Origin of the sequence: Rhizobium sp. HT1-10 (assembly GCF_049472505.1) — a bacterium.
In the GTDB taxonomy this organism is placed as follows: domain Bacteria; phylum Pseudomonadota; class Alphaproteobacteria; order Rhizobiales; family Rhizobiaceae; genus Rhizobium.
This window is the reverse complement of sequence record NZ_JBCEBQ010000013.1, coordinates 22,925-44,800: the sequence shown is the minus strand read 5'-3', so window position 1 is coordinate 44,800 and position 21,876 is coordinate 22,925. Positions and strand designations below refer to the sequence as shown.

General features: G+C 60.5%; 15 protein-coding genes and 2 pseudogenes. 6 read left to right on the top strand and 11 right to left on the bottom strand.

Going from position 1 to position 21,876, the window contains the following annotated elements; translation table 11 throughout:
• Window positions 1-1,596: 1,596 nt before the first annotated feature.
• From VH564_RS23195 to VH564_RS23185, 3 genes and pseudogenes are all read left to right on the top strand, one after another.
• Complete coding sequence (locus VH564_RS23195; RefSeq protein WP_423342214.1) at window positions 1,597-2,787, top strand: HlyD family secretion protein; 1,191 nt, start codon at window positions 1,597-1,599, stop codon at window positions 2,785-2,787.
• Window positions 2,784-4,922 carry a peptidase domain-containing ABC transporter gene (locus tag VH564_RS23190; protein WP_423342213.1) on the top strand — a complete coding sequence of 713 codons (2,139 nt, stop codon included), beginning with the start codon at window positions 2,784-2,786 and terminating at the stop codon, window positions 4,920-4,922. Before VH564_RS23195 ends, VH564_RS23190 begins: the two co-directional genes overlap by 4 nt.
• 65 nt (window positions 4,923-4,987) lie before the next feature.
• Window positions 4,988-5,119: pseudogene (locus VH564_RS23185) on the top strand (aquaporin); the annotation flags it as partial.
• Window positions 5,120-5,172: 53 nt separating this feature from the next.
• Here VH564_RS23185 and VH564_RS23180 read toward each other — a convergent pair.
• Both VH564_RS23180 and VH564_RS23175 read right to left on the bottom strand, forming a co-directional pair.
• Window positions 5,173-5,496, bottom strand: a pseudogene (locus VH564_RS23180) (DDE-type integrase/transposase/recombinase); the annotation flags it as partial.
• Window positions 5,497-5,581: 85 nt separating this feature from the next.
• Complete coding sequence (locus VH564_RS23175) at window positions 5,582-6,907, bottom strand: NAD(P)/FAD-dependent oxidoreductase (RefSeq protein ID WP_423342212.1); 1,326 nt, start codon at window positions 6,905-6,907, stop codon at window positions 5,582-5,584.
• Window positions 6,908-7,137: 230 nt separating this feature from the next.
• Here VH564_RS23175 and VH564_RS23170 point away from each other — a divergent pair, with 230 nt between their 5' ends.
• A complete protein-coding gene (locus tag VH564_RS23170; RefSeq protein ID WP_423342247.1) occupies window positions 7,138-7,614 on the top strand; it encodes an Lrp/AsnC family transcriptional regulator in 477 nt (158 codons plus the stop codon).
• Between the two features lie 6 nt (window positions 7,615-7,620).
• Here the strand turns inward: VH564_RS23170 and VH564_RS23165 are convergent, their stop codons facing one another.
• The 6 genes from VH564_RS23165 to VH564_RS23140 form a co-directional block, all read right to left on the bottom strand.
• Window positions 7,621-9,276: an ABC transporter ATP-binding protein gene (locus tag VH564_RS23165; protein WP_423342211.1), complete on the bottom strand. Its 1,656-nt coding sequence runs from the start codon at window positions 9,274-9,276 to the stop codon at window positions 7,621-7,623.
• A 2-nt stretch (window positions 9,277-9,278) separates the two neighbouring features.
• Window positions 9,279-10,127 (bottom strand): ABC transporter permease, encoded by an 849-nt coding sequence (locus VH564_RS23160; RefSeq protein WP_423342210.1) that lies wholly within the window; start codon window positions 10,125-10,127, stop codon window positions 9,279-9,281.
• Complete coding sequence (locus VH564_RS23155) at window positions 10,124-11,077, bottom strand: ABC transporter permease (protein ID WP_423342209.1); 954 nt, start codon at window positions 11,075-11,077, stop codon at window positions 10,124-10,126. Before VH564_RS23155 ends, VH564_RS23160 begins: the two co-directional genes overlap by 4 nt.
• A gap of 181 nt (window positions 11,078-11,258) precedes the next feature.
• On the bottom strand, window positions 11,259-12,860 hold the full coding sequence (locus VH564_RS23150; RefSeq protein ID WP_423342208.1) for an ABC transporter substrate-binding protein: 1,602 nt from the start codon (window positions 12,858-12,860) through the stop codon (window positions 11,259-11,261).
• 344 nt (window positions 12,861-13,204) lie between these two features.
• Complete coding sequence (locus VH564_RS23145) at window positions 13,205-14,578, bottom strand: aspartate aminotransferase family protein (protein WP_423342207.1); 1,374 nt, start codon at window positions 14,576-14,578, stop codon at window positions 13,205-13,207.
• 19 nt (window positions 14,579-14,597) lie between these two features.
• Entirely contained in the window at window positions 14,598-15,434 is an 837-nt protein-coding gene (locus VH564_RS23140; protein ID WP_423342206.1) for a GNAT family N-acetyltransferase, read from the bottom strand.
• Window positions 15,435-15,740: 306 nt separating this feature from the next.
• Here VH564_RS23140 and VH564_RS23135 point away from each other — a divergent pair, with 306 nt between their 5' ends.
• Window positions 15,741-16,409: a haloacid dehalogenase type II gene (locus tag VH564_RS23135; RefSeq protein WP_423342205.1), complete on the top strand. Its 669-nt coding sequence runs from the start codon at window positions 15,741-15,743 to the stop codon at window positions 16,407-16,409.
• A gap of 11 nt (window positions 16,410-16,420) precedes the next feature.
• Window positions 16,421-17,695 (top strand): NAD(P)/FAD-dependent oxidoreductase, encoded by a 1,275-nt coding sequence (locus VH564_RS23130; protein ID WP_423342204.1) that lies wholly within the window; start codon window positions 16,421-16,423, stop codon window positions 17,693-17,695.
• Window positions 17,696-17,819: 124 nt separating this feature from the next.
• On the opposite strand, the gene VH564_RS23125 is transcribed toward VH564_RS23130, so the two are convergent.
• Genes VH564_RS23125 through VH564_RS23115 form a run of 3 tightly spaced genes read right to left on the bottom strand, consistent with a single transcriptional unit; the run spans window position 17,820 to window position 21,811 of the window.
• Complete coding sequence (locus VH564_RS23125; RefSeq protein ID WP_423342203.1) at window positions 17,820-19,277, bottom strand: NAD-dependent succinate-semialdehyde dehydrogenase; 1,458 nt, start codon at window positions 19,275-19,277, stop codon at window positions 17,820-17,822.
• Between the two features lie 10 nt (window positions 19,278-19,287).
• The gene (locus tag VH564_RS23120; RefSeq protein ID WP_423342202.1) at window positions 19,288-20,337 is read right to left on the bottom strand and encodes a tartrate dehydrogenase; all 1,050 of its coding nucleotides are present in this window, start codon (window positions 20,335-20,337) and stop codon (window positions 19,288-19,290) included.
• A gap of 10 nt (window positions 20,338-20,347) precedes the next feature.
• Entirely contained in the window at window positions 20,348-21,811 is a 1,464-nt protein-coding gene (locus VH564_RS23115; protein WP_423342201.1) for an aldehyde dehydrogenase family protein, read from the bottom strand.
• Window positions 21,812-21,876 lie beyond the last annotated feature (65 nt).

Genomic DNA, 21,876 nt, shown 5'->3' with positions numbered 1-21,876 from the left:
ACAGGCAATTTGACGATTTCTAGGCAGATATCGCAGTTTCCGCCAAGCGCACAATTGCTATTCTCAATAAGCCGTCTGGCCATAACCGGTGGCGATAAACGTCCTGTCGCCACCGTATTTGTTGATTTCGCTTCTTTGCGAACCCTGCGCCTCAGCTATTTGCCCCACTCGCTTAATAACAGCCCCATGGTCCGCAACGGCGATAGTAGTAGTGGTGGTTGTCTAAGGAAGCGCCAAGCACAGTTCCGCCTACGACACCCAGAGCGGCCCCGGCGACGGCGTTATTCTCCGCTTGCTGGGACTGTTGCCGGTTACTCTGGTATGTAGCGCTCACGCATTTTTCGTATCGCTTCGTACCGGCTTTTAGACCCTGTGCACTGCATGTCATCTGAGCGCTAGTTGCGGATTCTTGAGCCGTTTGGCATGACGTCAATCCCCCAACAACGACGAGTATTAAAACTCCTAAAATAGCGTTTCGCAGCATCTCTTCCCTTTCTAGATTTCCATCCTGATGATTTAAAAGCAATGCGTCCTTCGCACGTAGGAAGAGAGATGCCCAGTAGTACTGATGGACTAGCACCCGGCAGAAAGACTCCAGCGGAGCGAAGGAAAAGTGAATTAGGTGAGATCCGGAGCTGCACTCGTTACTGGTCGTGGGGCAACCGCCGTCCACGGATCATCAGGGATGAGCGATTAGCCAGCGACGCCCGGCGCACTATCATTTCGCTCCAGCCGGAACTGACCGCGAGCTGCCGAGTGTTGTAACGAAGGTGATCGCAAATTTCGGCGGGGCGCGCGATTGATGGATTGAAAGTCAACATCTCTGCTTCTCAACGCATGCGGTTGCATAAATCCACTTCCTATTCGCTCAGCGCAAGACAAAATGCATACGCACGGGCACAACTAGTACAGGTGTATTATTGCGGATCCCTGTCGGTCTCGAATAATAAGATCTATCTGTTCGTGCTGTCCGACGTGGCAGCATCGACAGTAACTGGCGGGTCTTTGCTTGATGGCTGATCCGCCGGATGTCAGATATATTTTAACGTCTCAAACATAGGAGAAGATCAATGGCAAGTTCAATTCGTGAATTGAGTGCGAATGAAATGACGGCGGTTGGCGGTGGCGACACATACACTTGCACAGTTACTACCAATGCCCAAGGAAAAGCGACACGAGTAGATTGCGTGAACAACCAGACTGGCCAAAGATCTAGTACCGTCTACTACAACGGCTACCAGCCCCACTAACTGCTGGCGCTTTTCGGCGCAGAGCAACGCCCATTTACTGGGAGCTTGCGGTCATTGCGGGACAGCGTCTCCGCTTAGCCGTTATGAAACGAAAGAAGCGCATGTTTCTGACGGTAAGTGGAATAACGCCTTGGCTTGCACTGTAGCTAGCTCCAGCACGAGCATGGCCAGCTCCGACAATGGGTTCCACATGATTAGATATAGGAAGTTGGGCGGGGTTCGCGGACGCCGCCCATTTCATTGAATGAACAATAAATCCCCTCTTTTTCGCGAAGAATCGCTTACGGCCCGGCGCATGGCGTGGCTCGGTCGGCCGACAATTGTCAGCCCGTTATCACGATGGGGGGTGGTAGCCTTCAGCCTGTCGTTCGTCGCCGCGGCACTGTTGTTCCTGACGTTCGGCGAATATACGCGTCGGGTGCGCGTGAGTGGCGTTATGCTTCCGGTGCAAGGATTGACGCGCCTGGTCGCCTCCCAGCCCGGCCGGGTAGAGAATTTGTTTGTGCACGACGGCCAGACCGTCCGAGCAGGTGACCTCCTGTACGTCCTTGGTCTGGACAGCACCACGTCGCTAGGCGACACCAACGGCGGAATCGTAGCTGCACTTCGCGATCGTCGGCGTGAATTGGTCGAGACGCTGCAGCGCCAGGGGGATCTGGCCGAGGCGAATAAGCGCCGCCTCATTGAGCAGGTCGGCAGTGTCGCGAGCGAGCTGGACCAAGTTGGGGCGCAGGTCAGCTTGTTGGAACAGATTACGGAGGAAATGAAGGGTTTTGCGAAGCGCCAGCAGGATCTTATGGCTAAGGGCATCACCACTATGACGCAGTACGAGGATCGCCTACAGGCCTACAACGCCAGCAGGATGCAGCTAGAAGCGCTTCGCCGCGAAACAATCCAGCTTAAGGCGCGGCATGAGGACCTGAATGGCGAACTGTCGGCCTTCGATCTGGAGACGGCGGAGAAAACCTCTGCTATCCGGCAACAGATCCTCGAAGTCGATCAGGAGATCGGCAAAGCGGAGTCACAGCGGGAGGTGCGCATCACCGCGCCGCGGGACGGTACCATCACGGGCATCATCTCACTGGTCGGGCAGACTGTTAATGCGGGCACGCCGCTTTTGACGATTGTCCCATCCGATCAACCATTGGTAGCCCAGCTGCTCGCGCCGACGAACGCCATCGGCTTCGTTCGCAAAGGATCAGACGTGCTGCTGCGCTACGCCGCTTTTCCTTACCAGAAGTTTGGGCAATACGCCGGGAGTGTGGAACTCATCTCACGGGCGACCCTACGACCGGAAGAAGTGGCGCTGCTCAACGCCGGCGGTGGTTTCGACGCCGCAAGCTCGCCGTCCCTTTACCGCATCACCGTCACGCCGAAGGAGTCATTCGTCAACGCCTACGGCCGCCAAGAACCGTTGCAGGCTGGCATGCAGGTGGAGGCGCATATCCTGGCCGAGACGCGGCCTCTCTACCAATGGCTGTTGGAACCCATCTACGGGCTGCGCGGCTCGGTCAGCGCCGGCGGCAACGGCGCATGATCGAAGCCGTACAGTCGATAGCTGGGCGCTTGTCAGGCAGCTTCTGGAAGGCGGTACCGGTCGTTCTGCAATCAGAGGCCGCGGAATGCGGCTTGGCCTGCATGGCGATGGTCAGTGGCTTTCACGGACGGCAGACGGGAATCGCCGGTATCCGCCGCCGCATGGCGATTTCTCTTAAAGGATTGACGCTGCGGGATCTTACCGAGGTCGGTTCAGGTCTGGGCTTGGCGACAAGAGCGGTCCGCCTCGAGCTGGACGATCTTGCGCAACTTCGGCTTCCATGCATCCTTCACTGGAACCACAATCACTTCGTGGTGTTGACGAAGGTTGGCGCCAAGTCAGTCGTCGTCCATGATCCCGCAATCGGCCGACGAAGCCTCTCTATGAAAGCCTTCTCGGAGAGTTTCACTGGCGTCGCCCTGGAGGCATGGCCCGGGGAGAGCTTCGAGAAGCGCGATGAGCGCGAGCAGGTTCGCATTCTCGATCTGTTGCGCCGCACGCGCGGAATCGGAAAGGCCGCCGTGCAGGTCCTGGCGATCTCCTGTTTGCTGGAGATGGCCTTGGTGGCGGCTCCGATCGGATTTCAGCTGATTTTGGACGAAGTGGTCGTCGCGGCCGACTACGACCTCCTGACCTTGATCGTGCTCGCGCTTGGTTTGTTGCTCACTTTGCAGGTGGTGACTACGCTGGCTCGCAGCTGGATTACAATGCTTGTCGGGTCCAGCCTCGCTCTGCAATGGAAAGTGAGCCTGTTCGACCAGTTGATGCGGCTGCCACTCAGCTTCTTTGAAAAGCGCCACGTAGGTGATATCGTCTCGCGCTTCGGCTCGTTCGACGTGGTGCAGCGCACCTTGACGGTTGACGCCATCACCGCCTTTCTCAACGGCGTGATGGCGGTCGTTCTCGTGCTGATGATGTGGCTCTATGGCGGCTGGCTGCTGGCGATTGCCTTGCTAAGCACGGCGATCTACGCCGCGCTTCAAACCCTCGTCTACCGGCCGTTCCGGGCCTGCTCGGAGGAGGCGATCATTCACGCCGCGCAGGAGCAAAGCCATTTCATGGAGAGTGCAAGGGGTATCGCGAGCCTCAAGGCATTGAACCTGGAAGCCCGCCGGCGAGGCGTGTGGGTCAACTACCTGGTGGATCGGATCAACGCAGATCTGCGGGTGCAAAAAATGCAGGTACTGTTCAACGCAGCCTCGACGGGCTTGTTCGGGCTAGACCGGCTTATCATCATCTACTTCGGCGCGCGAGCGATCATGGCCGACAATCTAAGCGTCGGAATGTTAGTCGCGTTCCTGGCCTACAAGGACCAGTTCGCGGGCCGGGTCGACAGTTTCATCGGTGCAGTGGTCCAGTTCGTCATGTTATCGATGCACGGCGAACGCATCGCCGATATCGCCTTGGCCGAGCCGGAGACGCAAGCGCTTGCACCGATACTGCAGCTGTCACCGAACCGAACCGCATTCCACGCCAGCAATGTCGAGGCAAGGCGCATCCGGTTCTGCTATGCCGAAAACGAGCGAGACGTTCTGCCTGGCGTTAGCTTTTCCATCGCTGCCGGGGAGTGTGTCGGCATTGCCGGGCCATCCGGCGCCGGCAAGACGACGCTATTGAAGATTATGGCCGGCCTCATTGTGCCTACGGGCGGCCAACTTCTGATCGACGGTAACCCAGTCACCCCTGGCAGCCTAGCCAGCTACCGGGCGCGGATCGGCTGCGTCCTGCAAGACGACCACCTGTTCGCTGGCTCGATAGCGGATAACATCGCAGCGTTCGATCCGGACCACGACTCTGGTTGGCTGTCCGAATGCGCGCGCATGGCGGCGATCCACGACGAAATCCTCGCCATGCCTATGGGTTTTGAGACGCTGGTTGGAGATATGGGGAGTACACTGTCAGGCGGACAGCGCCAGCGCATCATTCTCGCGCGGGCGCTCTACCGGCGGCCCTCGATCCTCTACCTTGACGAGGCCACCAGCCACCTCGACGGCGACAATGAAGCGAGGATCAACGGGGCAATCAAGCAATTGTCAATGACCCGCATCATGATCGCGCATCGGAGTTCGACGCTGGCGATGGCCGATCGAGTGCTCACGCTGGGAGGATATGCCGTTGGCGGTCACACGACTTGAAGCCGCACAAGCGATGGTCGGGTTTCGTTATACAAATTACGTTTTGGAGCCTGTGTAACGTGGAAGCGGCCGGTGGGCGCTTTCCAGCCAATCAGATCCTTCCCTATATCGTCGCGCAGGTTGTCGGCGGCGTTATCGGTGGGGCTGTCCTCTATAACATCGCAAGCGGAAAGGCAGGCTTCGATCTCACCGGAGGGCATCGTAAACTTAACGGATGACAGGCCAGAAGGACGTCATCCGCAGATATCTGTCATGCTCGGGCAATTTTCGCCCACAGGCTCATCGCCGCCGTGCGCAGTTCGCGATGGTGGCCGGAGGAGATGTCGTAGTGTGGGATCTGAAATAGGTTGGCTATCGGGTCATGAATGGAGACGAAGCGTTGTAGATGTCGCGGTGACTTGAAGCGCTTCATGATCCGCTCTCGCCGCCGGACTGGCTGTTGAGAATTCTCCGCCCGATTGTTCAACCCTTTGTGGGAGCGGTGCTCGACACCCGGCATGATCTCTCGCTTTGCTGCGCCGTAGGACCGCGGCTTGTCGGTGATCATCACACGCGGCGACCGTCCCCGGTTCTTGTCGTGACGGTCGCTCTTCGTCGATCGGTTGCCTGGGTTCCTCCGGCTTCCGGGGATAGCGCCAGCGTTCCCGACAGAGGGCTCGTCAGAACTCTGCGATCTTGCCCCATGCCGATGCCGAGAAGCGATCCGGATGGTAGGGCCTGGCGGGCACCAATGGCTCTGCGCCTGTGGCAATATCCGCCACGAGGTGACCGGCGCCCGGGCCGATGCCAAAGCCGTGGCCGGAGAAGCCGGCGGCCAGAATGAAGCCCGGAAGGCCCGTGACCTCGCCGATCGCCGGGACGCCGTCGGGGGTCGAGTCTATATAGCCTGCCCAGGAGCCCGTCACTGTCGTCTTCTTCAATTCTGGCAGCAGTTCGAGGGCGCGCGCATGGATCAGGCGGATCGTCGAAGCGTCCGGTCTGGGGTCGAGGATCCGCATGCGCTCCATCGGTGTCACCTCATCCAGCCGCCAGCTGCCGAGCGTCTCGTGGCCGCTGCGAATGCCCTCGAGGTTGCCGGGCGCAAGGTTGCGCCAGCGCTTGACGAACATCGGCAGAAATTGCGGCGCGAACCTCAGTTGCTGCGAGGTGACGTCGACACGGCCGCGCCCGCTGATCGCCAGCGTATAGCCGCCATCGCCCCTGCGGGTGATCGAGACGCCCGCAGTATGAAGCGCATCGGGAAGGCCGACCGCCCCTGCCGAGACCGACAGTATCGACGACCGGATGGAGGCTTGTGGAAAGCGGATGCCCAGCTGTCTGCAAAAGGACGAAGCCCACGCCCCGCCGGCAAGAATGGCCGTTTTTGTCCTGATCGTCCCGCGTTCCGTGACCACAGCGCTCACGCGGCCGGCTTCGGTTTCGATGCCGCGCGCGGCGCAGTTCTGGACCACGGTGCCACCGGACTTGACGATGGCGCGTGCAACGGCCGGCGCGGCCTGCGCCGGATCGGCGATCCCGTCGGTCGACGAGAACACGCCGCCCTTCCAGCTTTTACCGGTGGCTCGGCCCCGCTCCGCGGCCTCAGCGCTTGAGAGCATGTGCGTGGTTACGCCGACGGTTTTCGCAAAGTCGCGCCAGCGAGCCCAGCCTGCAATTTCGGCCTCGTTGTTGCTGAGATAAAGGAGGCCGCAACGGCGAAAGCCGGTTTCCTCCCCGGTCTCTTCCGCAAAGCGCTCCCAGAGCTCGAGGCTCCGGGTGGAAATCGGCAATTCGCGGGCGTCGCGATTCTGTTGCCGGCACCAGCCCCAGTTTCGGCTCGACTGCTCGGCTCCAATGCGGCCCTTCTCGATGAGGACCGTCTTCAGTCCGCGCTTTGTGAGGTAATAGGCCGCGAAGGCACCGATGATGCCGCCACCGATGACAACCGCATCAGCAGAGTCGGGCAGGTCCGATGGGGTATCGATCAGCGTCAGTGGCGCAGGCATATTCATCTCCGGTTTTCACCCCTTACACTAGGCGCACCGCGGACGCATTCACTGCCGGAAATATCTGTAGCACGGCAGAAAATCCTCTGGATGAAACACCCATCGGCATCTTCTGCTCAGTTTTGAAATCACCAATTTGTAGATTTGGGCGGCGTGTGTGGTAAGGTCGCCCGGATATCTGCGGCATTTTATGCTGCAGTCAAAGTCAGCAGGAAGGCGTCAAACCCGTGATGAAACTGGACCGGACGGACATCAGGATCCTCTCTGAGATGCAGAAGAACGGTCGCATCACCAATGTCGAATTGGCCGAGCTTGTCCACCTGTCGCCGAGCCCATGCCTGATGCGGGTCAAGCGGCTGCAGACAGAGGGATATATCGAGGGCTATTCGGCGCAGATCAACCTGGGAAAGCTCGGGCAGACGCTGACCGTCTTCACGGAAATTACCCTCAAGAACCACCGGCAGGTCGATTTCGCCAGGTTTCTGACGGTCGTCGGCAAGATCGACCAGGTCGTCGAATGCCACCTCGTGTCCGGCGGCTACGACTATCTGGTGAAATTCATCACCGCCGGGATCGGCGAGTATCAGATCATCATGGAACGGTTGACGGACATGGATGTTGGCATCGACAAATATTTCAGCTTCGTCGTGCTGAAGTCGCCGATCGTCAAGTCGCATATTCCGTTGACCAGCCTCTTCCCGCTCTAGCGTCCCTCAGAGACCGCCATATTGCCGGATGAGGTCCGGCTCCAGAACCAGATTGTCCAGCCATGCCGGATCGAGCTCGGGGACGGAGGAGAAGAGCAGTTTCGAATAGGGATGCACGGGCGCCTTGATGCCTTCGCGCGTCAACTGCTCCACCTTTTCCCCGCGATACATCACCACGATTTCGTCGCAGATCGCCTTGACGACCGAAAGATCGTGACTGATGAAAATATAGGACAGGTCGAGTTCGCGCTGCAGTTCCTTCAGTAGCTCGATGATGGCCGCAGCCACGACCGTATCGAGAGCCGAGGTAATCTCGTCGCAGATGATGAGCTTCGGGTCTGCGGCTAGCGCGCGTGCAAAGTTGACACGCTGCTTCTGGCCGCCGGACAGTTCCGCCGGATGCCGGTAACGCAGCGACTTCGGCAGCCGAACCATGTCGAGAATCTCGTCGACCCGCTTGCTGCGGGCCTTGCCGCTCATGCCATGGTAGAAGGTCAGCGGCCGCCCGATAATGTCTTCGATGGGCTTGGCAGGGTTGAGTGCGGTGTCTGCGGACTGGAAGACGATCTGCATCTGCCGCAATTGTTCCCGGCTGCGGTTCGTCGCGGCGGGCGGCATCTGCTCTCCGGCAAAGAGAACTTTCCCGGCGCTGGCGGGAAGCATTCCCGCGATCGTCCGTGCCAGCGTCGATTTTCCGCAACCGGATTCGCCGATAATGCCAAGATTGCGGCCCTTCTGGAGGTCGAACCCCACCGAGCGGACGGCGCAAACGAGGGGAAGTCCGTCCGCCTGAATCTGGCCGTAGCCGGATGACACATTCTCGATCCGCAACAGGGGCGCTGCCGACGCTTCGTTGCGACCGGAGAACTCGAAATGCTTGGGCTCGAATGCCGAAAGCAGCTCCTGGGTATAGGCATGTTTCGGCGTCGACAGGATGTCCTGCGTGGTGCCGGTTTCCTGAACCGCTCCGTCTTTCAGGACGACGATCCGATCCGCGATCTGGGCGACAACCGCGAGATCGTGCGAGACATAGACGCCGGCAATACCGCCGGCCCGCATCACCGACTTGAAAGCCTTCAGGACCTCGATCTGCGTCGTCACATCCAGCGCGGTGGTGGGTTCATCGAAGATCATCAGCTTGGGATCGCCAATCAGGGCCATGGCGGCGGCAAGACGCTGCAACTGTCCGCCCGAGACCTGGTGGGGGTAGCGGTCGCCGATATTTTCGGGGTCCGGCAGCGACAGTGCACGAAACAGCTCGATGGCGCGCAGGCGCGCCTTGGCTGGCGGCATCAGTCCATGGATCCGGGTCACCTCGATGACCTGATCCATGATTTTCGCCGATGGATTGAAGGCCGCAGCGGCACTTTGCGGCACGTAGGCAACCTCCGTGCCGCGGATCCGCTGACGCTGGCTTTCGGAAAGCGCCGTCATGTCGCTCCCGTCAACCATCACCGAGCCCCCGGTGATCTTGCAGCCGGGTCGTGCATAGCCCATCAGTGTGAGTGCTATCGTCGTCTTGCCGGAGCCGCTTTCGCCGATCAGGGCAACAATCTCACCCTTGGCGATGTCGAGATCGACGCCGCCGATGATCTCGATCCTGCGTCCCGAATCCGTCGTCGCTTCGACATGCAGATTTCTGATTTCGACGAGATTGGTCATGGTCAGGCACTCCGATCCCGTATGGCGCGCGGCAGATTGTCGATCAACAGATTGACGCTGATGGTCAGGCTGGCAATGGCCACTGAGGGTGCGATGACAGCCGCCGAGGCATAGGACAGGCTCTGGATATTCTCATGCACGAGCGCACCCCAGTCTGCCAGCGGTGGCTGAACGCCGAGCCCGAGGAAGGAGAGGCCGGAGAGCAGCAGCACGATGAAGACAAAGCGGATGCCGAAATCTGCCAGAACCGGACGGATGATGTTGGGCAGGATCTCCGCGCCGACGAGATAGAGGGTGCTCTCCCCCCGGATGCGGGCCACCGCGATAAAGTCCATCGTGTTGACGTTCACGGCAAGCGACCGGGCGAAGCGGAAGGAGCCCGGTGCATAGATAAAAGCAAGCGTGAGGATGAGTGCCGGCAAGGAAGACCCGACGGCCGCCACCACCACCAGGCCGAAAAGCTTGCTGGGAATGGAAAGCATGGCATCCATGAAACGGCTGAGTAACGTGTCGAACCAGCCTCCGAGAACGGCGGCTGCCATGCCGAGCACGACGCCGCTCGTGGAAGCGATGAGGACACCCGCAAGGGCGACGCCCAGCGTGTAGCGAGCCCCCATGATGATGCGGGAGAGCATGTCGCGCCCCAGATAGTCGGAGCCGAGCCAGAGTTTGCTGCTGATCGGACCAAAATAATCGGTATCGACGATCTTGCCGGGCGAATAGGGAACAAGATGCGGCGCGAAGATGGCCACAATCGACCAGAACAGGATGACTGCCAACGCGATCATGCCGACCGGGCTGAATGTATAGTCGAAACGGCGAAACGGCTTGGATGTAGCGATCTGCGTCATTTGCGGAGCCTCGGATTGGAAATGATCGCGATGATGTCGGCAATGGTGATCAGGATCAGGTAGCCCGCACAGAAGATCACCGCGCAGGTCTGGATCAACGGCAGGTCACGGGTTGCGACCGCATCCACCATCAGCTTGGCAATGCCCGGATAGTTGAAAATCGTTTCAACGATGATCACGCCGCCAATGAGATAGGAAAGCGACAGAGCCAGAGCGTTGACGATGGGACCCAGCGCATTCGGCAAGGCGTGGCGCAGGACCATGCGGCTGCGTGAAGCGCCCTTCAATAGCGCCATTTCGACATAGGGTGTGTCGAGCGTCTCGATCACCGCAGCGCGCGTCATGCGAATGATCTGCGCCGAGACCACGAAAGTCAGCGTGACGACCGGCATCGCATACATCCGCAGCATGTCGGAAAAGGAGTGGATTTCATTGACGAAGGAAATCGCCGGCAGCCACCGCAGATAGACGGCGAAGACAAGGACCGCCGTAGAGGCGATCACGAACTCGGGCACGGAAATCACACCGATGGTCAAGACGCTGACGACCCGGTCATAAAGCCTTCCCCTCATGACTGCGGAGGTAATGCCAAGCGTCAGCGCAAGGGGAACTGCGATGATCGTCGTGAGGCCTGCAAGTTCCATCGTGTTGACGAAGCGACCACCGATGAGGGTCGAAATCTCCATATTGTTGGCATAGGACTTTCCGAGATCGCCCGTCAGAAAGCCGAGGCCCCAACGGAAGAAGCGCAGGATGGCGGGATCGTTGAGGTGCATTGCCTGGCGCAGCCCTGCGATTGCTTCCGGCGTCGCTGCCTGGCCGAGCAGGATGGTGGCCGTGTCGCCTGGCAAAAGGTTGGTCGTAAAAAATACGGCGAACGACACGATAACGAGGGTGATCATCGCTATGCCGACCCGCCGGAGGATCAGGCTTCCGATTTCAGAGTTCATGGAAGATCTCCCGCCGCGTCGTCCGATGCCGGCGGCCATGCCAGTTTCCCATCAAACGTGTTTAAAAAGAAGAACCGATTGCCGAGGGTCCGCCTGCAAATCGCGGTCGCCCTGCTGTCGCGCAATGGTCTGGCGTTGCTCATGTCCGGAGGGCAGAGCCCTCCGGACGACACGCCTGATATCAGGCTTCAAGCCAGATATACTCAGCCATGGCATAGCCCATCATGCCGCCGAGAGAGTTGGGCAACAGGCCCTTCACCTTGCTGGAAATCGCATCCGCGTTGGTGATGTAGGCCGGGATGATGGTGCCAGCTTCCTCGGAGATCATGGTCTGCATCTCGTTGTAGATCTCCTGGCGCTTGGCCTGGTCGAGCAGTCCGCGGGCCTCAAGCAGCATCTTGTCGAACTTCGGCGACTTGTACTGGCTCTCGTTCCAGGGGGCGTCGGACGAGTAGAGAAGCGAGAAATAGATGTCCGGGGTGGGACGCGGGTTGATGTTGCCGAAATGGATCGGCGCCTTCAACCAGTATTTGTCCCAGTAACCATCGGAGGGCACGCGCTGGACGTCGAGCTTGAGACCGACATCGGCACCGGCTGCCTGGATGATCATTGCCATGTCGATCGAGTTGCCGGCGGCTTCCGAGGCGACGACCGGGATCGACTGGCCGAGAACGCCGGCCTTTTCGAAGTAATGCTTGGCCTTGTCGGGATCGAAGGCCTTGGGCTTAAGGTCTGCGTTGTGGAAGAAATTGGCCTTGGAAATCGGCTGGTCGTTGCCGACTTCGCCAAAGCCCCGAAGCGCCGCCGCGACGATCTGTTCGCGATCGACCAGATACTTCATGCCCGTCACGAAATCCGGCTTGTTCATATCGAGGCGGATGTTGAGGTTGGTATAGTTGCCGCTCGTCGACTTCGACAATTCGAAGCCACTTTGGGCTTCGACCTGCTTTGCCGAACGCGGGTTGATGGCGGAGGCCAACTGGATGTCGCCGGCGAGAAGCGCGTTGACGCGGGCATTGTCGTCGCTGATTGCGATAAATTCGAAAGTATCGATATGCGGAAGGCCCGGCTTCCAGTAGTTCTTGTTCTTCTGCATCAGCGAGCGCACGCCCGGTTCGAATGTCTCGAGCACGAAGGCACCGGTGCCGATCCCCTTCGAAAAGTCGGTCGTTCCATCTTGCACAATCATGAAGTGGTGCAGCGCCAGGATAAGGGGAAGGTCGGCATTGGCGGCCTTCAGGACGATTTCAACCGTACTGGTGTCGATCGCCTTGATCTCCGACATCTGGGCCGCGATCTTCGCGACCTTGGAGCCGACGGCCGGGTCGAGGTGACGCTTCAGCGCGAACACGACGTCGGCCGAGGTCAGCGCCTTGCCGTCATGGAAGGTGACGCCCTTGCGCAGCGTCACGGTCCAGGTCTTGGCATCCTTAGTATCGAGCTTTTCGGCGAGTTCCATCTGCGGGACGCCGCTGGCGTCGATGAAGGTCAGGCGGTTGTAGAGCGAACAGCAGCGTACATAATCTGTGCCGAGCGAGGCCTTGGCCGGGTCGAGCGTATCGGCGTTGGAAGCGGAAATGCCGGCGGCCTTGAAATGGCCGCCCGAAACCGGGGTTGCGGCAACGGCACTCGTGGCCCGGCCGAAAACCGCGCCGCCGGCTGAAAGGGCCACGCCGCTTGCCAGCATCAACTTCAGGAGATCGCGGCGGGATGCACCGCGACGAATGGCGTCCTCGACCTTGGCGTCGTCGGACTTCGTCCAATTGGTGATCTTGTCAGTCATTTCATTCCCCTTTTCTGTCGGTTGGGATAGCGGCCGTCTTGATTGCGGACCTTCCACCTCGGTTGATTGTCACAAACGGACCGTTGCAGGTTTTGTGATGGCGTTGTGCAAGCTAGTTGTCGGTGCAGAGCCGTCGCTTCCCACGATCAGCAAGGTTCCGAATACTGAAATCTGAAAGAAGAAATGTTGCCTTTCACCCAGTCTGCGATGTCGGGGCCTGGAGTTCGGCCCGTTCCCCAATTGAAGTGTTGCATGGCGACTGTGGCTTATTCTCCGATATTGCCGGAGGCAGCAGCATAAAATTGCGAACTTTGCCGCCCCGGCGATATTTCGGGAATCCGCTCTCAAGCCATGGCGGACCTGACATCCGGGTCGGCGAGCGTCTGGTCCAGCGTCTTGCGGGTCCGCTCGACGATGGCGTCGATCTCGGCATCGGTACAGCAGAACGGCGGCGCATAGCCGAGAACGCCCTGCGGGAAGGCCCGGATGACGAGGCCATTGTCCCAGGCGCGGTCGAAGATCCGCCGGGCGGGCATGGCGGCGGCTGGAAGCGGGGTCTTCTTCGCCTTGTCGGTCACGAGTTCGACGCCCGCAAGCATGCCGCGGCCGCGGACATCGCCCACCAGAGGATGATCGCGCAGGCTTTCCAGCCCGGCCATCAGGCGGGCACCGGCCTTGTGGCCATTTTCCAGCAGGCCGCCTTCGTAGAGCTTCAGCACTTCCAGTGCGACCGCCGCACTGACGGGATGGGCCGAATAGGTGTAGCCGTGGCCAACGGCGGTTTCGCCGGCAGCATCGGCAATCACGTCATAGACGCCATCAGACATGAAAACAGCGCCCATCGGCACATATCCGGAGGTCAGGCCTTTGGCGACCGTCATCATGTCCGGAACGATATCCTCGTCTGCACAGGCAAAGAGCGGCCCCGTCCGGCCGAAGCCGGTGATGACTTCGTCGGCAATAAAGAGGATGCCGTAGTGATGGCAGAGGTCGCGGATGGCCTTGATCCAGCCTTTCGGCGGCACGATGACGCCACCGGAGCCCTGGATCGGCTCGGCATAAAATGCTGCAACACGGTCCGGCCCGATTTCCTCGATCTTCGCCTTCAGGGTCGAAAGCGACGCGTCGATAATCGTTGCCGCATCCTCGCCGACCGGGTTGCGATAGGGATAGGGCGAAGGGATCTTGTGCTGCCAGTCGAAGGGAACGCCGAAGCCGGCATGGAAGGCCGGTAGTGCCGTCAGTCCGGCACCGACCGTCGATGAACCGTGATAGCCCTGCTGGATCGAGATGAACTGGTCGCGCTTTGGCTGGCCTTTCGCGTGCCAGTAATAGTGGACGAAGCGAATGGTCGAATCGACCGCATCGGATCCGCCGAGCGTGAAATAAAGCCTGTTGAGATCGCCCGGCGCGCGATCGGCGAGTTCGGCGGCAAGCCGGATGGCTGGTTCAGAGCCGAGGTCGAAATATCCTGTCGCATAGGGCAGCTGGCGCATCTGGCGGGCCGCCGCCTCGACGATGCTCTCGTGGCCGTAACCGGCATTGACGCACCACAGACCGGCGAATCCGTCGACCAGTTGGTGGCCGCTGGCGTCGGTGACCGTTGCGCCGCGGGCGGATGTCAACACCCGCACGCCCTGGCGCTCATGTCCGCGATAGGAGGCGACGGGATGGATAAGATGGGCGCGATCGAGTTCGATCAGGGAATTGGCAAGCATTCTGCTTCTCCAGATGAGTTCAACCGAGGGCCTGGTTGGCCAGAGCGTAGACTTTTCGGCGGGCCTGTTCTGCGTTGTCCTTGGGCGGACGCCGCATCGCGACTCCGCCGCCGGCATGGGCAAGTCCGATTTCGGCAAGCCAGGAGGCAAGGCCGGTCTCGCTTCCCGTGTCGACGCGCAGAAACGCGCCGGGACGGGAGGCGGCATGATAGGCAATCAATGCACGGGCCTTTTCAACATCGGGCGCAATGACCGGGCCGATCACCTCGCCGCGCCCGAAGGGCCGGATCGCCGCATAGGCTTCCACCGCATCGCCCTTGCGGACCACCGCAATGCTGCCACACGCCACCAGCGCATCGATCATGCTCGACCGATCCGCACCATAGGCCTCGCGGTCAAGCATCTTCAGGGCGTCGAGATCGCCGGCGGCCATGTCCTCGACCCCCTCGGCGGCGGCGCAGGGGAGCACGTGGCCCTGGTACTGCAAGATCGTTCCGACGGCGACAAAGCCGAGCTTTTCATAAAGCGGGAGGCCTTCCTGCGTCGCGATGAGGCGGAGCGGCCGATTGCCGGCCAGTTTAAATGCCTCTTCCATCAGCTTGCGTCCAACGCCGAGGCCGCGCATGGACTTGTCGACGATGACCATGTTGATGGTGGCGCAATCGTCCCCATAGGGTGTCACGAGCGTCGTCCCGGTGACGCGGCCTTCCGCGTTTATGGTGACAACGCCAGCGCTCAGCTGCTGCACCAGCATCCAGTCTTCGCGCCGGTGTGGCCAGTTCTCGGCCTGCGTCAGCGCGACTGCACCATCAATATGCTCAGGCCCGAAGGCGACGATATCAAATTGGCTCTGCATGGGTATTCCTTTCCTGGCCTGAAGTTTCGGACAAGAAAGGGAAGCTATTCATCTGAAAGCAGAGGTCTGCGCACTATCTTCCCCCAAACCACCGTGCGCATCCCGCATCTTATGCTGATGGGGATATCGACGGCCCCAGCGGAGGTCATTCCGGGCGGTGAATTGACGGCTGTCATGCAATACTGTGCCAAACGGGGCGGTCATTAAAACACTTTGTGCTTCCGGGGCATGCCAATTCGCGCCGCCAAGGCAATTCGCGTCATTCTATGATGGGGCCAATGCACACAAAGATAGAGGAAGAACGTCATGGCCCCCTTTCGCCCGAAATATATCTCCTTCGATTGCTACGGCACGCTGATCAATTTCGACATGGTGGGTGCGGCCGACGACCTCTATGGCGACCAGCTGGATGAGCAGGCGATGCAGAAATTCAAGACGAATTTCGCCGCCTATCGTCTCGACGAGATCATGGGAGCCTGGAAGCCCTATGCGGACGTCGTCCATAATTCGCTTTCGCGGACCTGCAAGGCGAACGGCGTCACCTTCAAGGACGAAGATGCCAAGACGATCTATGAGCGCGTTCCCACCTGGGGTCCCCATGCGGATGTGCCGGCCGGTCTTGCCAAGGTCGCCAAGGAAATTCCGCTGGTCATTCTTTCCAACGCGATGAACTCGCAGATCATGTCGAATGTCGAAAAGCTCGGTGCGCCCTTCCACAAGGTCTATACCGCCGAACAGGCACAGGCTTACAAGCCGCGTTTCCAGGCGTTCGAATATATGTTCGACATGCTGGGCTGCGGGCCGGAAGACGTTCTGCATTGCTCGTCCTCTTTCCGCTATGACCTGATGTCGGCCCATGATCTCGGTATCAAGAACAAGGTCTGGGTGAACCGCGGTCATGAGCCGGCCAACCCCTATTACGGCTATACCGAAATCGCCGACATTTCAGGACTTCCCGGCGTCGTCGGCTTGTAAGGGCGATGACTATGAAATTCGTCTCCTATTGGCATGACACGGCGCCGGCCTTCGCCGGTGCCGCGCAAGGGCCAGTCAGCGGGCACTTCGATGTCGCCATCGTCGGTGCGGGCTTTACCGGGCTTGCCGCCGCACGGCAGCTTGCCAAGGGCGGGGCGAAGGTCGTCGTCCTGGAAAGCGAGCGCGTCGGCTTCGGCGCGTCGGGCCGCAATGGCGGACATCTGAACAACGGGCTCGCGCACAGCTATCTCGGTGCGAAGGCGGAGCTCGGCAAGGAGCGCGCCATTGCGCTCTACAAGGCGCTGGACGATTCCATCGATACGATCGAGGCCTTGATCGCCGAAGAGCGTATCGACTGCAATTTCCGCCGTTCGGGCAAGCTGAAGCTGGCGTCCAAGCCCAAGCATTTCGAAGCGATCGCACGAAATTTCGAAGCGCTGAACAGGGAATGCGATCCGGATACGGCGCTCCTGACGTCCGACGACCTCAAGAGCGAGGTCGGCTCGCCCTTCTATGGCGCAATGCTCTCAAAGAAGAGCGCCATGATGCATATGGGGCGCTATGTGGTGGGCCTGGCCGAGGCGGCGGCTCGCCATGGCGCTGCCATCCATGAAGCCGCGGCAGTCAGCGATCACCGAGAGGCCAACGGTATTCATACGCTGGTGACCGCGCGCGGCGATGTGACGGCGGCCAATGTGATCCTGGCGACGGGCGCCTACACGACGCGGAATTTCTCCTTCTTCCGCCGCCGCATCATTGCCGTCGGCAGCTTCCTGGTTGCGACACGGCCCCTGACCGAGAGCGAGGCCGCAGCCGTGATGCCGGGCAACCGCACCTGCGTCAACACGATGAACATCGGCAATTACTGGCGTCTGTCGCCGGATAACCGACTGATTTTCGGCGGTCGCGCGCGATTTTCCGCGACCTCCGACCAACGCTCGGATTCCAAAAGCGGCGAGATTCTGCGCGAGAGCATGGAGCGCATCTTTCCGCAGCTGAAAGGCATCGACATCGACTATTGCTGGGGCGGTCTCGTCGACATGACAGCCGACCGCTACCCGCGCGCCGGTTCCCAGGATGGTTTGTGGTATGCCATGGGTTATTCCGGTCACGGCGCGCAGCTTTCGACCCATCTGGGCATGATGGTGGCGGACGCAATCCTTGGCCGCGCCGACCGCAACCCGATGCGCGACTATCCCTGGCCAGCGGTGCCCGGTCATTTCGGCAAGCCCTGGTTCCTGCCGCTGGTCGGCCAATACTACAAGCTGCTCGACAAGTTCCAGTAAGACCCTCCACGCCTACTCCCCGAAGGCACAAACTCAAGGCACCGATTGGAAGCAATCAGTGCCTTCTTTTTTGTCGTCATGGATGGTGAGACAAGGGCGGGATGGAGCCCGCCCGATGTCCCCGTCAGGCGAGCCCGCCGATGTGGAAGCTCTTGGTCTCGAGATATTCCTCGATCCCCATCTGCGCACCCTCGCGGCCGAGACCGGATTGCTTGACGCCGCCGAAGGGGGCGACTTCCATGGAGATGAGACCGGTATTGAGCGCCACCATGCCGAATTCCAGCGCCTCGCCGACGCGCCAGGCGCGCTTCATGTTTTCGGTATAAAAATAGGACGCGAGACCGAACGGGGTGCCGTTGGCAATGGCGATGGCTTCCTCTTCGGTCTCGAAGCGGAAGAGTGGAGCCACGGGGCCAAAGGTCTCTTCGGTCGCAAGCTCCATGTCTGTCGTCGCGCCCGTGAGCACCACGGGCGCGGTAAATTGGGCGCCCCTCGGCAGGACGGGCGTCGCGGTGATGATCTTGCCGCCCTTTGCCAAGGCATCGGCAACATGACGTTCGATTTTTTCAATCGCGGCGCTGTTGATCATCGGACCGATCGAAACGCCGGGTTCCGTGCCCGGGCCGACCTTCATCGCTTCCACGCGGGTCTTCAGCATGGCGGCAAACGTCTCGTAGACGCCGGATTGCACCAGGATGCGGTTGGCGCAGACGCATGTCTGACCTCCATTGCGGAATTTCGAGGCCAGTGCGCCTTCGATTGCAAGATCGAGATCGGCATCATCGAAGACGATGAAGGGTGCATTGCCGCCCAGTTCCAGGCTCAGGCGCTTGATGCTGTCGGAAGCGCCGCGCATCAGGAGCGAGCCGACCCGCGTCGAACCGGTGAAGGAGATCTTGCGCACCGTCTCGTTCGCCATGATCTCGTTGCCGATATCGTTCGGCATGCCGGTGACGATGTTGATCACGCCCGCCGGGATCCCTGCCCGTTCCGCAAGCACACCAAGGGCCAGCGCCGCATAGGGCGTGAATTCCGAGGGCTTGATGACGACCGTGCAGCCGGCGGCGAGCGCCGGCGCCACCTTGCGGGTGATCATCGCATTCGGGAAGTTCCACGGCGTGATGATACCGCAGACGCCGACCGGCTCCTTCATAACGAGAATGCGGCGGTCGCGGCTCGGTGCGGGGATCATGTGGCCGTTGATGCGGCGCGCCTCTTCCGAAAACCATTTGACGAAGGACGCACCATAGCGGATTTCGCCGCGCGCCTCGTCCAGCGGCTTTCCCTGCTCGCTGGTCAGGATGAGCGCCAGATCGTCGATGTTTTCGATGATCAGATCGAACCATTTTTCCAGCAGAATGGCGCGCTGGGCATGGGTTTCGGCTTTCCAAGACTTCCAGGCCGCATTTGCGGCCTCGATCGCGGCGCGCGTATCTGCGCCATCCATGTCCGGAACGGTGCCGATGGCATCCTGCGTTGCCGGATTGATGACATCGACAGTTTTTCCGGAGCGCGCGGCGACCCAGTTTGCGCCGATCAGGCCAGCCTGGCTGAGCAGGCTTTTATCCTTGAGGTTCAGCATGTAGGTATCCTTACAATGTTGTCAGTGCGTTCTTGACCGCACCGGTAATCGTGGCGGTGGTGTCTTTTCCAGGCGCCGTGCCGATGCCCTTGCCCGTGGTGATCGCGAGCGCCTTCATGATGCGCCGGGCTGCCTGTGTCTCGCCCAGATGCTCCAGCATCATGGCGCCCGACCAGATGGTGGCCATCGGGTTTGCAATCCCCTTGCCGGCGATGTCCGGGGCCGAGCCGTGGACGGGCTCGAACATCGAGGGCGCCGACCGGTCCGGATTGATGTTTGCCGAGGCCGCAAAACCGAGGCCGCCTTGAATCGCCGCACCCAGATCCGTGAGGATATCGCCGAAAAGGTTCGAGGCGACGATGACGTCGAGGCTTTCGGGCGCCATGACCATGCGCGCGGCCAGCGCATCGACGTGATAGCTGGTCACCTCGACCTCGGGATATTCGGTGGCCAGCCGCTGGGTGATCTCGTCCCAGAACACCATGGAATATTTCTGCGCGTTGGACTTGGTGACCGAGGCAAGCTTGCCGCGACGGGCCTTTGCCTGTTCGAAACCGAAGCGGACGATGCGCTCGACGCCCTTGCGGGTAAAGATCGAGGTTTCGACGGCCACCTCGTTGTCCATGCCCTGGTGGACGCGGCCGCCAGCGCCTGAATATTCGCCTTCCGTATTCTCGCGAATGCAGAGAATGTCGAAATTCTCCGCCTTCAGCGGGCCTTCCACACCTGGCAGGATGCGGTGGGGGCGGATATTGGCATATTGCACGAACGCCTTGCGGATCGGCAGCAGCAGCCCATGCAGGGAGACTGCATCCGGCACCTCTTTCGGCCAGCCGACGGCGCCCAGGAAAATGGCGTCGAAGCCGCGCAGCGTCTCGATCCCGTCTTCCGGCATCATCCGCCCGGTTTCCTTGTAAAACGCGCAGGACCATGGAAATTCCGTGCCATCGAGCGCGAAGCCGGCGGTTTCGGCAGCTGCCTCCAAGACCTCCCAGGCGGCGTCGACAACGTCACGTCCGATGCCATCACCGGGGATCAGGGCGATTGAATAGGTCTTCATGGTTTCTTCCTCAGAGGCTGATGAGCACGCTCTTGGTCTTGCGGTTTGCATGATAGGCCTCGCGCCCAAGATCCTTGCCGATTCCCGAGCGCTTGTAACCGCCGGTGGGCAGGATATGGTCGCGCGAACGGCTGTAGCGGTTGACCCAGACGGTGCCTGCTTCAAGCTTGCGGGCAAAGCGGATCGTCCGCGACAGGTCTTTCGTGAAAAGACCGGAAGCCAGGCCGTAGATCGGGTGGGACGAGAGCGCCAGTGCCTCTTCCTCGCTCTCGAATGTCTGCACCGTCAACACGGGTCCGAAGATTTCCTCGACAATGGCGGGGTTCATCTGGTCGACATTGGCGATCAGGGTCGGCTCGAAGAAGTAGCCTTCGCCGGCCATCAAGCCGCCGCCCGTCAGGCATTCGCCGCCGGCAACTTTCGCGGCATCGACGATGCTGGCGATGCGGGCGCGTTGCCGCTCGGAAATGATGGGCGAATATTGTGTTGTCTCGTCCCAGGTCGGCCCGGGACGCACTGTTTTCATCTGCGCGACGATTGCCGCGACAAGCCTGTCCGCGACCGATTTCTCAACGATCAGCCGGGTGCCGGCGACACAGGCCTGGCCGGCGTTGAAGATGACGCTGCCCGCGATTGCGGCAGCAGCCTTGTCGATATCGGCATCGGCGAAGACGATCTGCGGGCTCTTGCCGCCCAGTTCCAACGTCATCGGCTTGACGCCGGTGCGGGCAATATTTTCCATGATCGCCGAGCCTGCGCGGGTAGAGCCGGTGAAGCTCACCTTGGCAATGTCGGCGTGGCCGGTGAGCGCATTGCCGGTAACGGGACCATCGCCCAAAACGACATTGATCAAACCCGCCGGAATGCCGGCCTTGACGGCGAGCTGGGCCATGTAGACGGTCGAGAAAGGCGTCATTTCCGACGGCTTGATCACCACGGCATTGCCGGCCGCAAGAGCCGGCCCGAGCTTCCAGCCGGCCATGGAGATCGGGAAATTCCACGGCGTGATCGCGCCGACAACGCCATAGGGTTCGCTGACAATCATGCCGAGCGTCTGATCGTCGGTCGGTACGAGATCGCTGCCTTCCTTGTCTGCAAATTCGGCGAAAAAGCGGATCTGCTCGGCCGTCACGGCAATATCGCCAGCAACGAGCTGGCCCACAGGACGCGTCGAGGACAGGGCCTCGATCTTTGCCAAGGCTTCGGCTTCCCTCTCGATCAGGTCGGCCCAGGCCTGCAGCGCCTTCGTCCGCTCGCGCGGGCGCACGCCGCCCCAGTTGCTGGCTTTCAGCGCCGCTTTTGCATTGTCGACGGCACGGTCCACCAGATCGGCGTCGGCAACCGGACAATCGGCATAGGTTTTTGCATCGGACGGCCGATGCATTGCGATACCGTCGGTGGTCGCGATGAGTTCGCCGCCGATAAAATGGCCGATGGGCAGGGGCAGGCTGTCGGGATCGAAGCTGAGGCTCATGGGATATTCCTTCTCGGGATGTCCGAGACCGGTCAGACCATCCGAGCATAAATCGTTGCGCTGGA

What these genes read in the sequence shown, in the direction of transcription:
- VH564_RS23190 (WP_423342213.1), top strand. Translation starts at nt 2,784, where the DNA reads ATGATCGAAGCCGTACAGTCGATAGCTGGGCGCTTGTCAGGCAGCTTC.
- VH564_RS23175 (WP_423342212.1), bottom strand. Translation starts at nt 6,907, where the DNA reads ATGCCTGCGCCACTGACGCTGATCGATACCCCATCGGACCTGCCCGAC.
- VH564_RS23170 (WP_423342247.1), top strand. Translation starts at nt 7,138, where the DNA reads ATGAAACTGGACCGGACGGACATCAGGATCCTCTCTGAGATGCAGAAG.
- VH564_RS23165 (WP_423342211.1), bottom strand. Translation starts at nt 9,276, where the DNA reads ATGACCAATCTCGTCGAAATCAGAAATCTGCATGTCGAAGCGACGACG.
- VH564_RS23160 (WP_423342210.1), bottom strand. Translation starts at nt 10,127, where the DNA reads ATGACGCAGATCGCTACATCCAAGCCGTTTCGCCGTTTCGACTATACA.
- VH564_RS23155 (WP_423342209.1), bottom strand. Translation starts at nt 11,077, where the DNA reads ATGAACTCTGAAATCGGAAGCCTGATCCTCCGGCGGGTCGGCATAGCG.
- VH564_RS23150 (WP_423342208.1), bottom strand. Translation starts at nt 12,860, where the DNA reads ATGACTGACAAGATCACCAATTGGACGAAGTCCGACGACGCCAAGGTC.
- VH564_RS23145 (WP_423342207.1), bottom strand. Translation starts at nt 14,578, where the DNA reads ATGCTTGCCAATTCCCTGATCGAACTCGATCGCGCCCATCTTATCCAT.
- VH564_RS23140 (WP_423342206.1), bottom strand. Translation starts at nt 15,434, where the DNA reads ATGCAGAGCCAATTTGATATCGTCGCCTTCGGGCCTGAGCATATTGAT.
- VH564_RS23135 (WP_423342205.1), top strand. Translation starts at nt 15,741, where the DNA reads ATGGCCCCCTTTCGCCCGAAATATATCTCCTTCGATTGCTACGGCACG.
- VH564_RS23130 (WP_423342204.1), top strand. Translation starts at nt 16,421, where the DNA reads ATGAAATTCGTCTCCTATTGGCATGACACGGCGCCGGCCTTCGCCGGT.
- VH564_RS23125 (WP_423342203.1), bottom strand. Translation starts at nt 19,277, where the DNA reads ATGCTGAACCTCAAGGATAAAAGCCTGCTCAGCCAGGCTGGCCTGATC.
- VH564_RS23120 (WP_423342202.1), bottom strand. Translation starts at nt 20,337, where the DNA reads ATGAAGACCTATTCAATCGCCCTGATCCCCGGTGATGGCATCGGACGT.
- VH564_RS23115 (WP_423342201.1), bottom strand. Translation starts at nt 21,811, where the DNA reads ATGAGCCTCAGCTTCGATCCCGACAGCCTGCCCCTGCCCATCGGCCAT.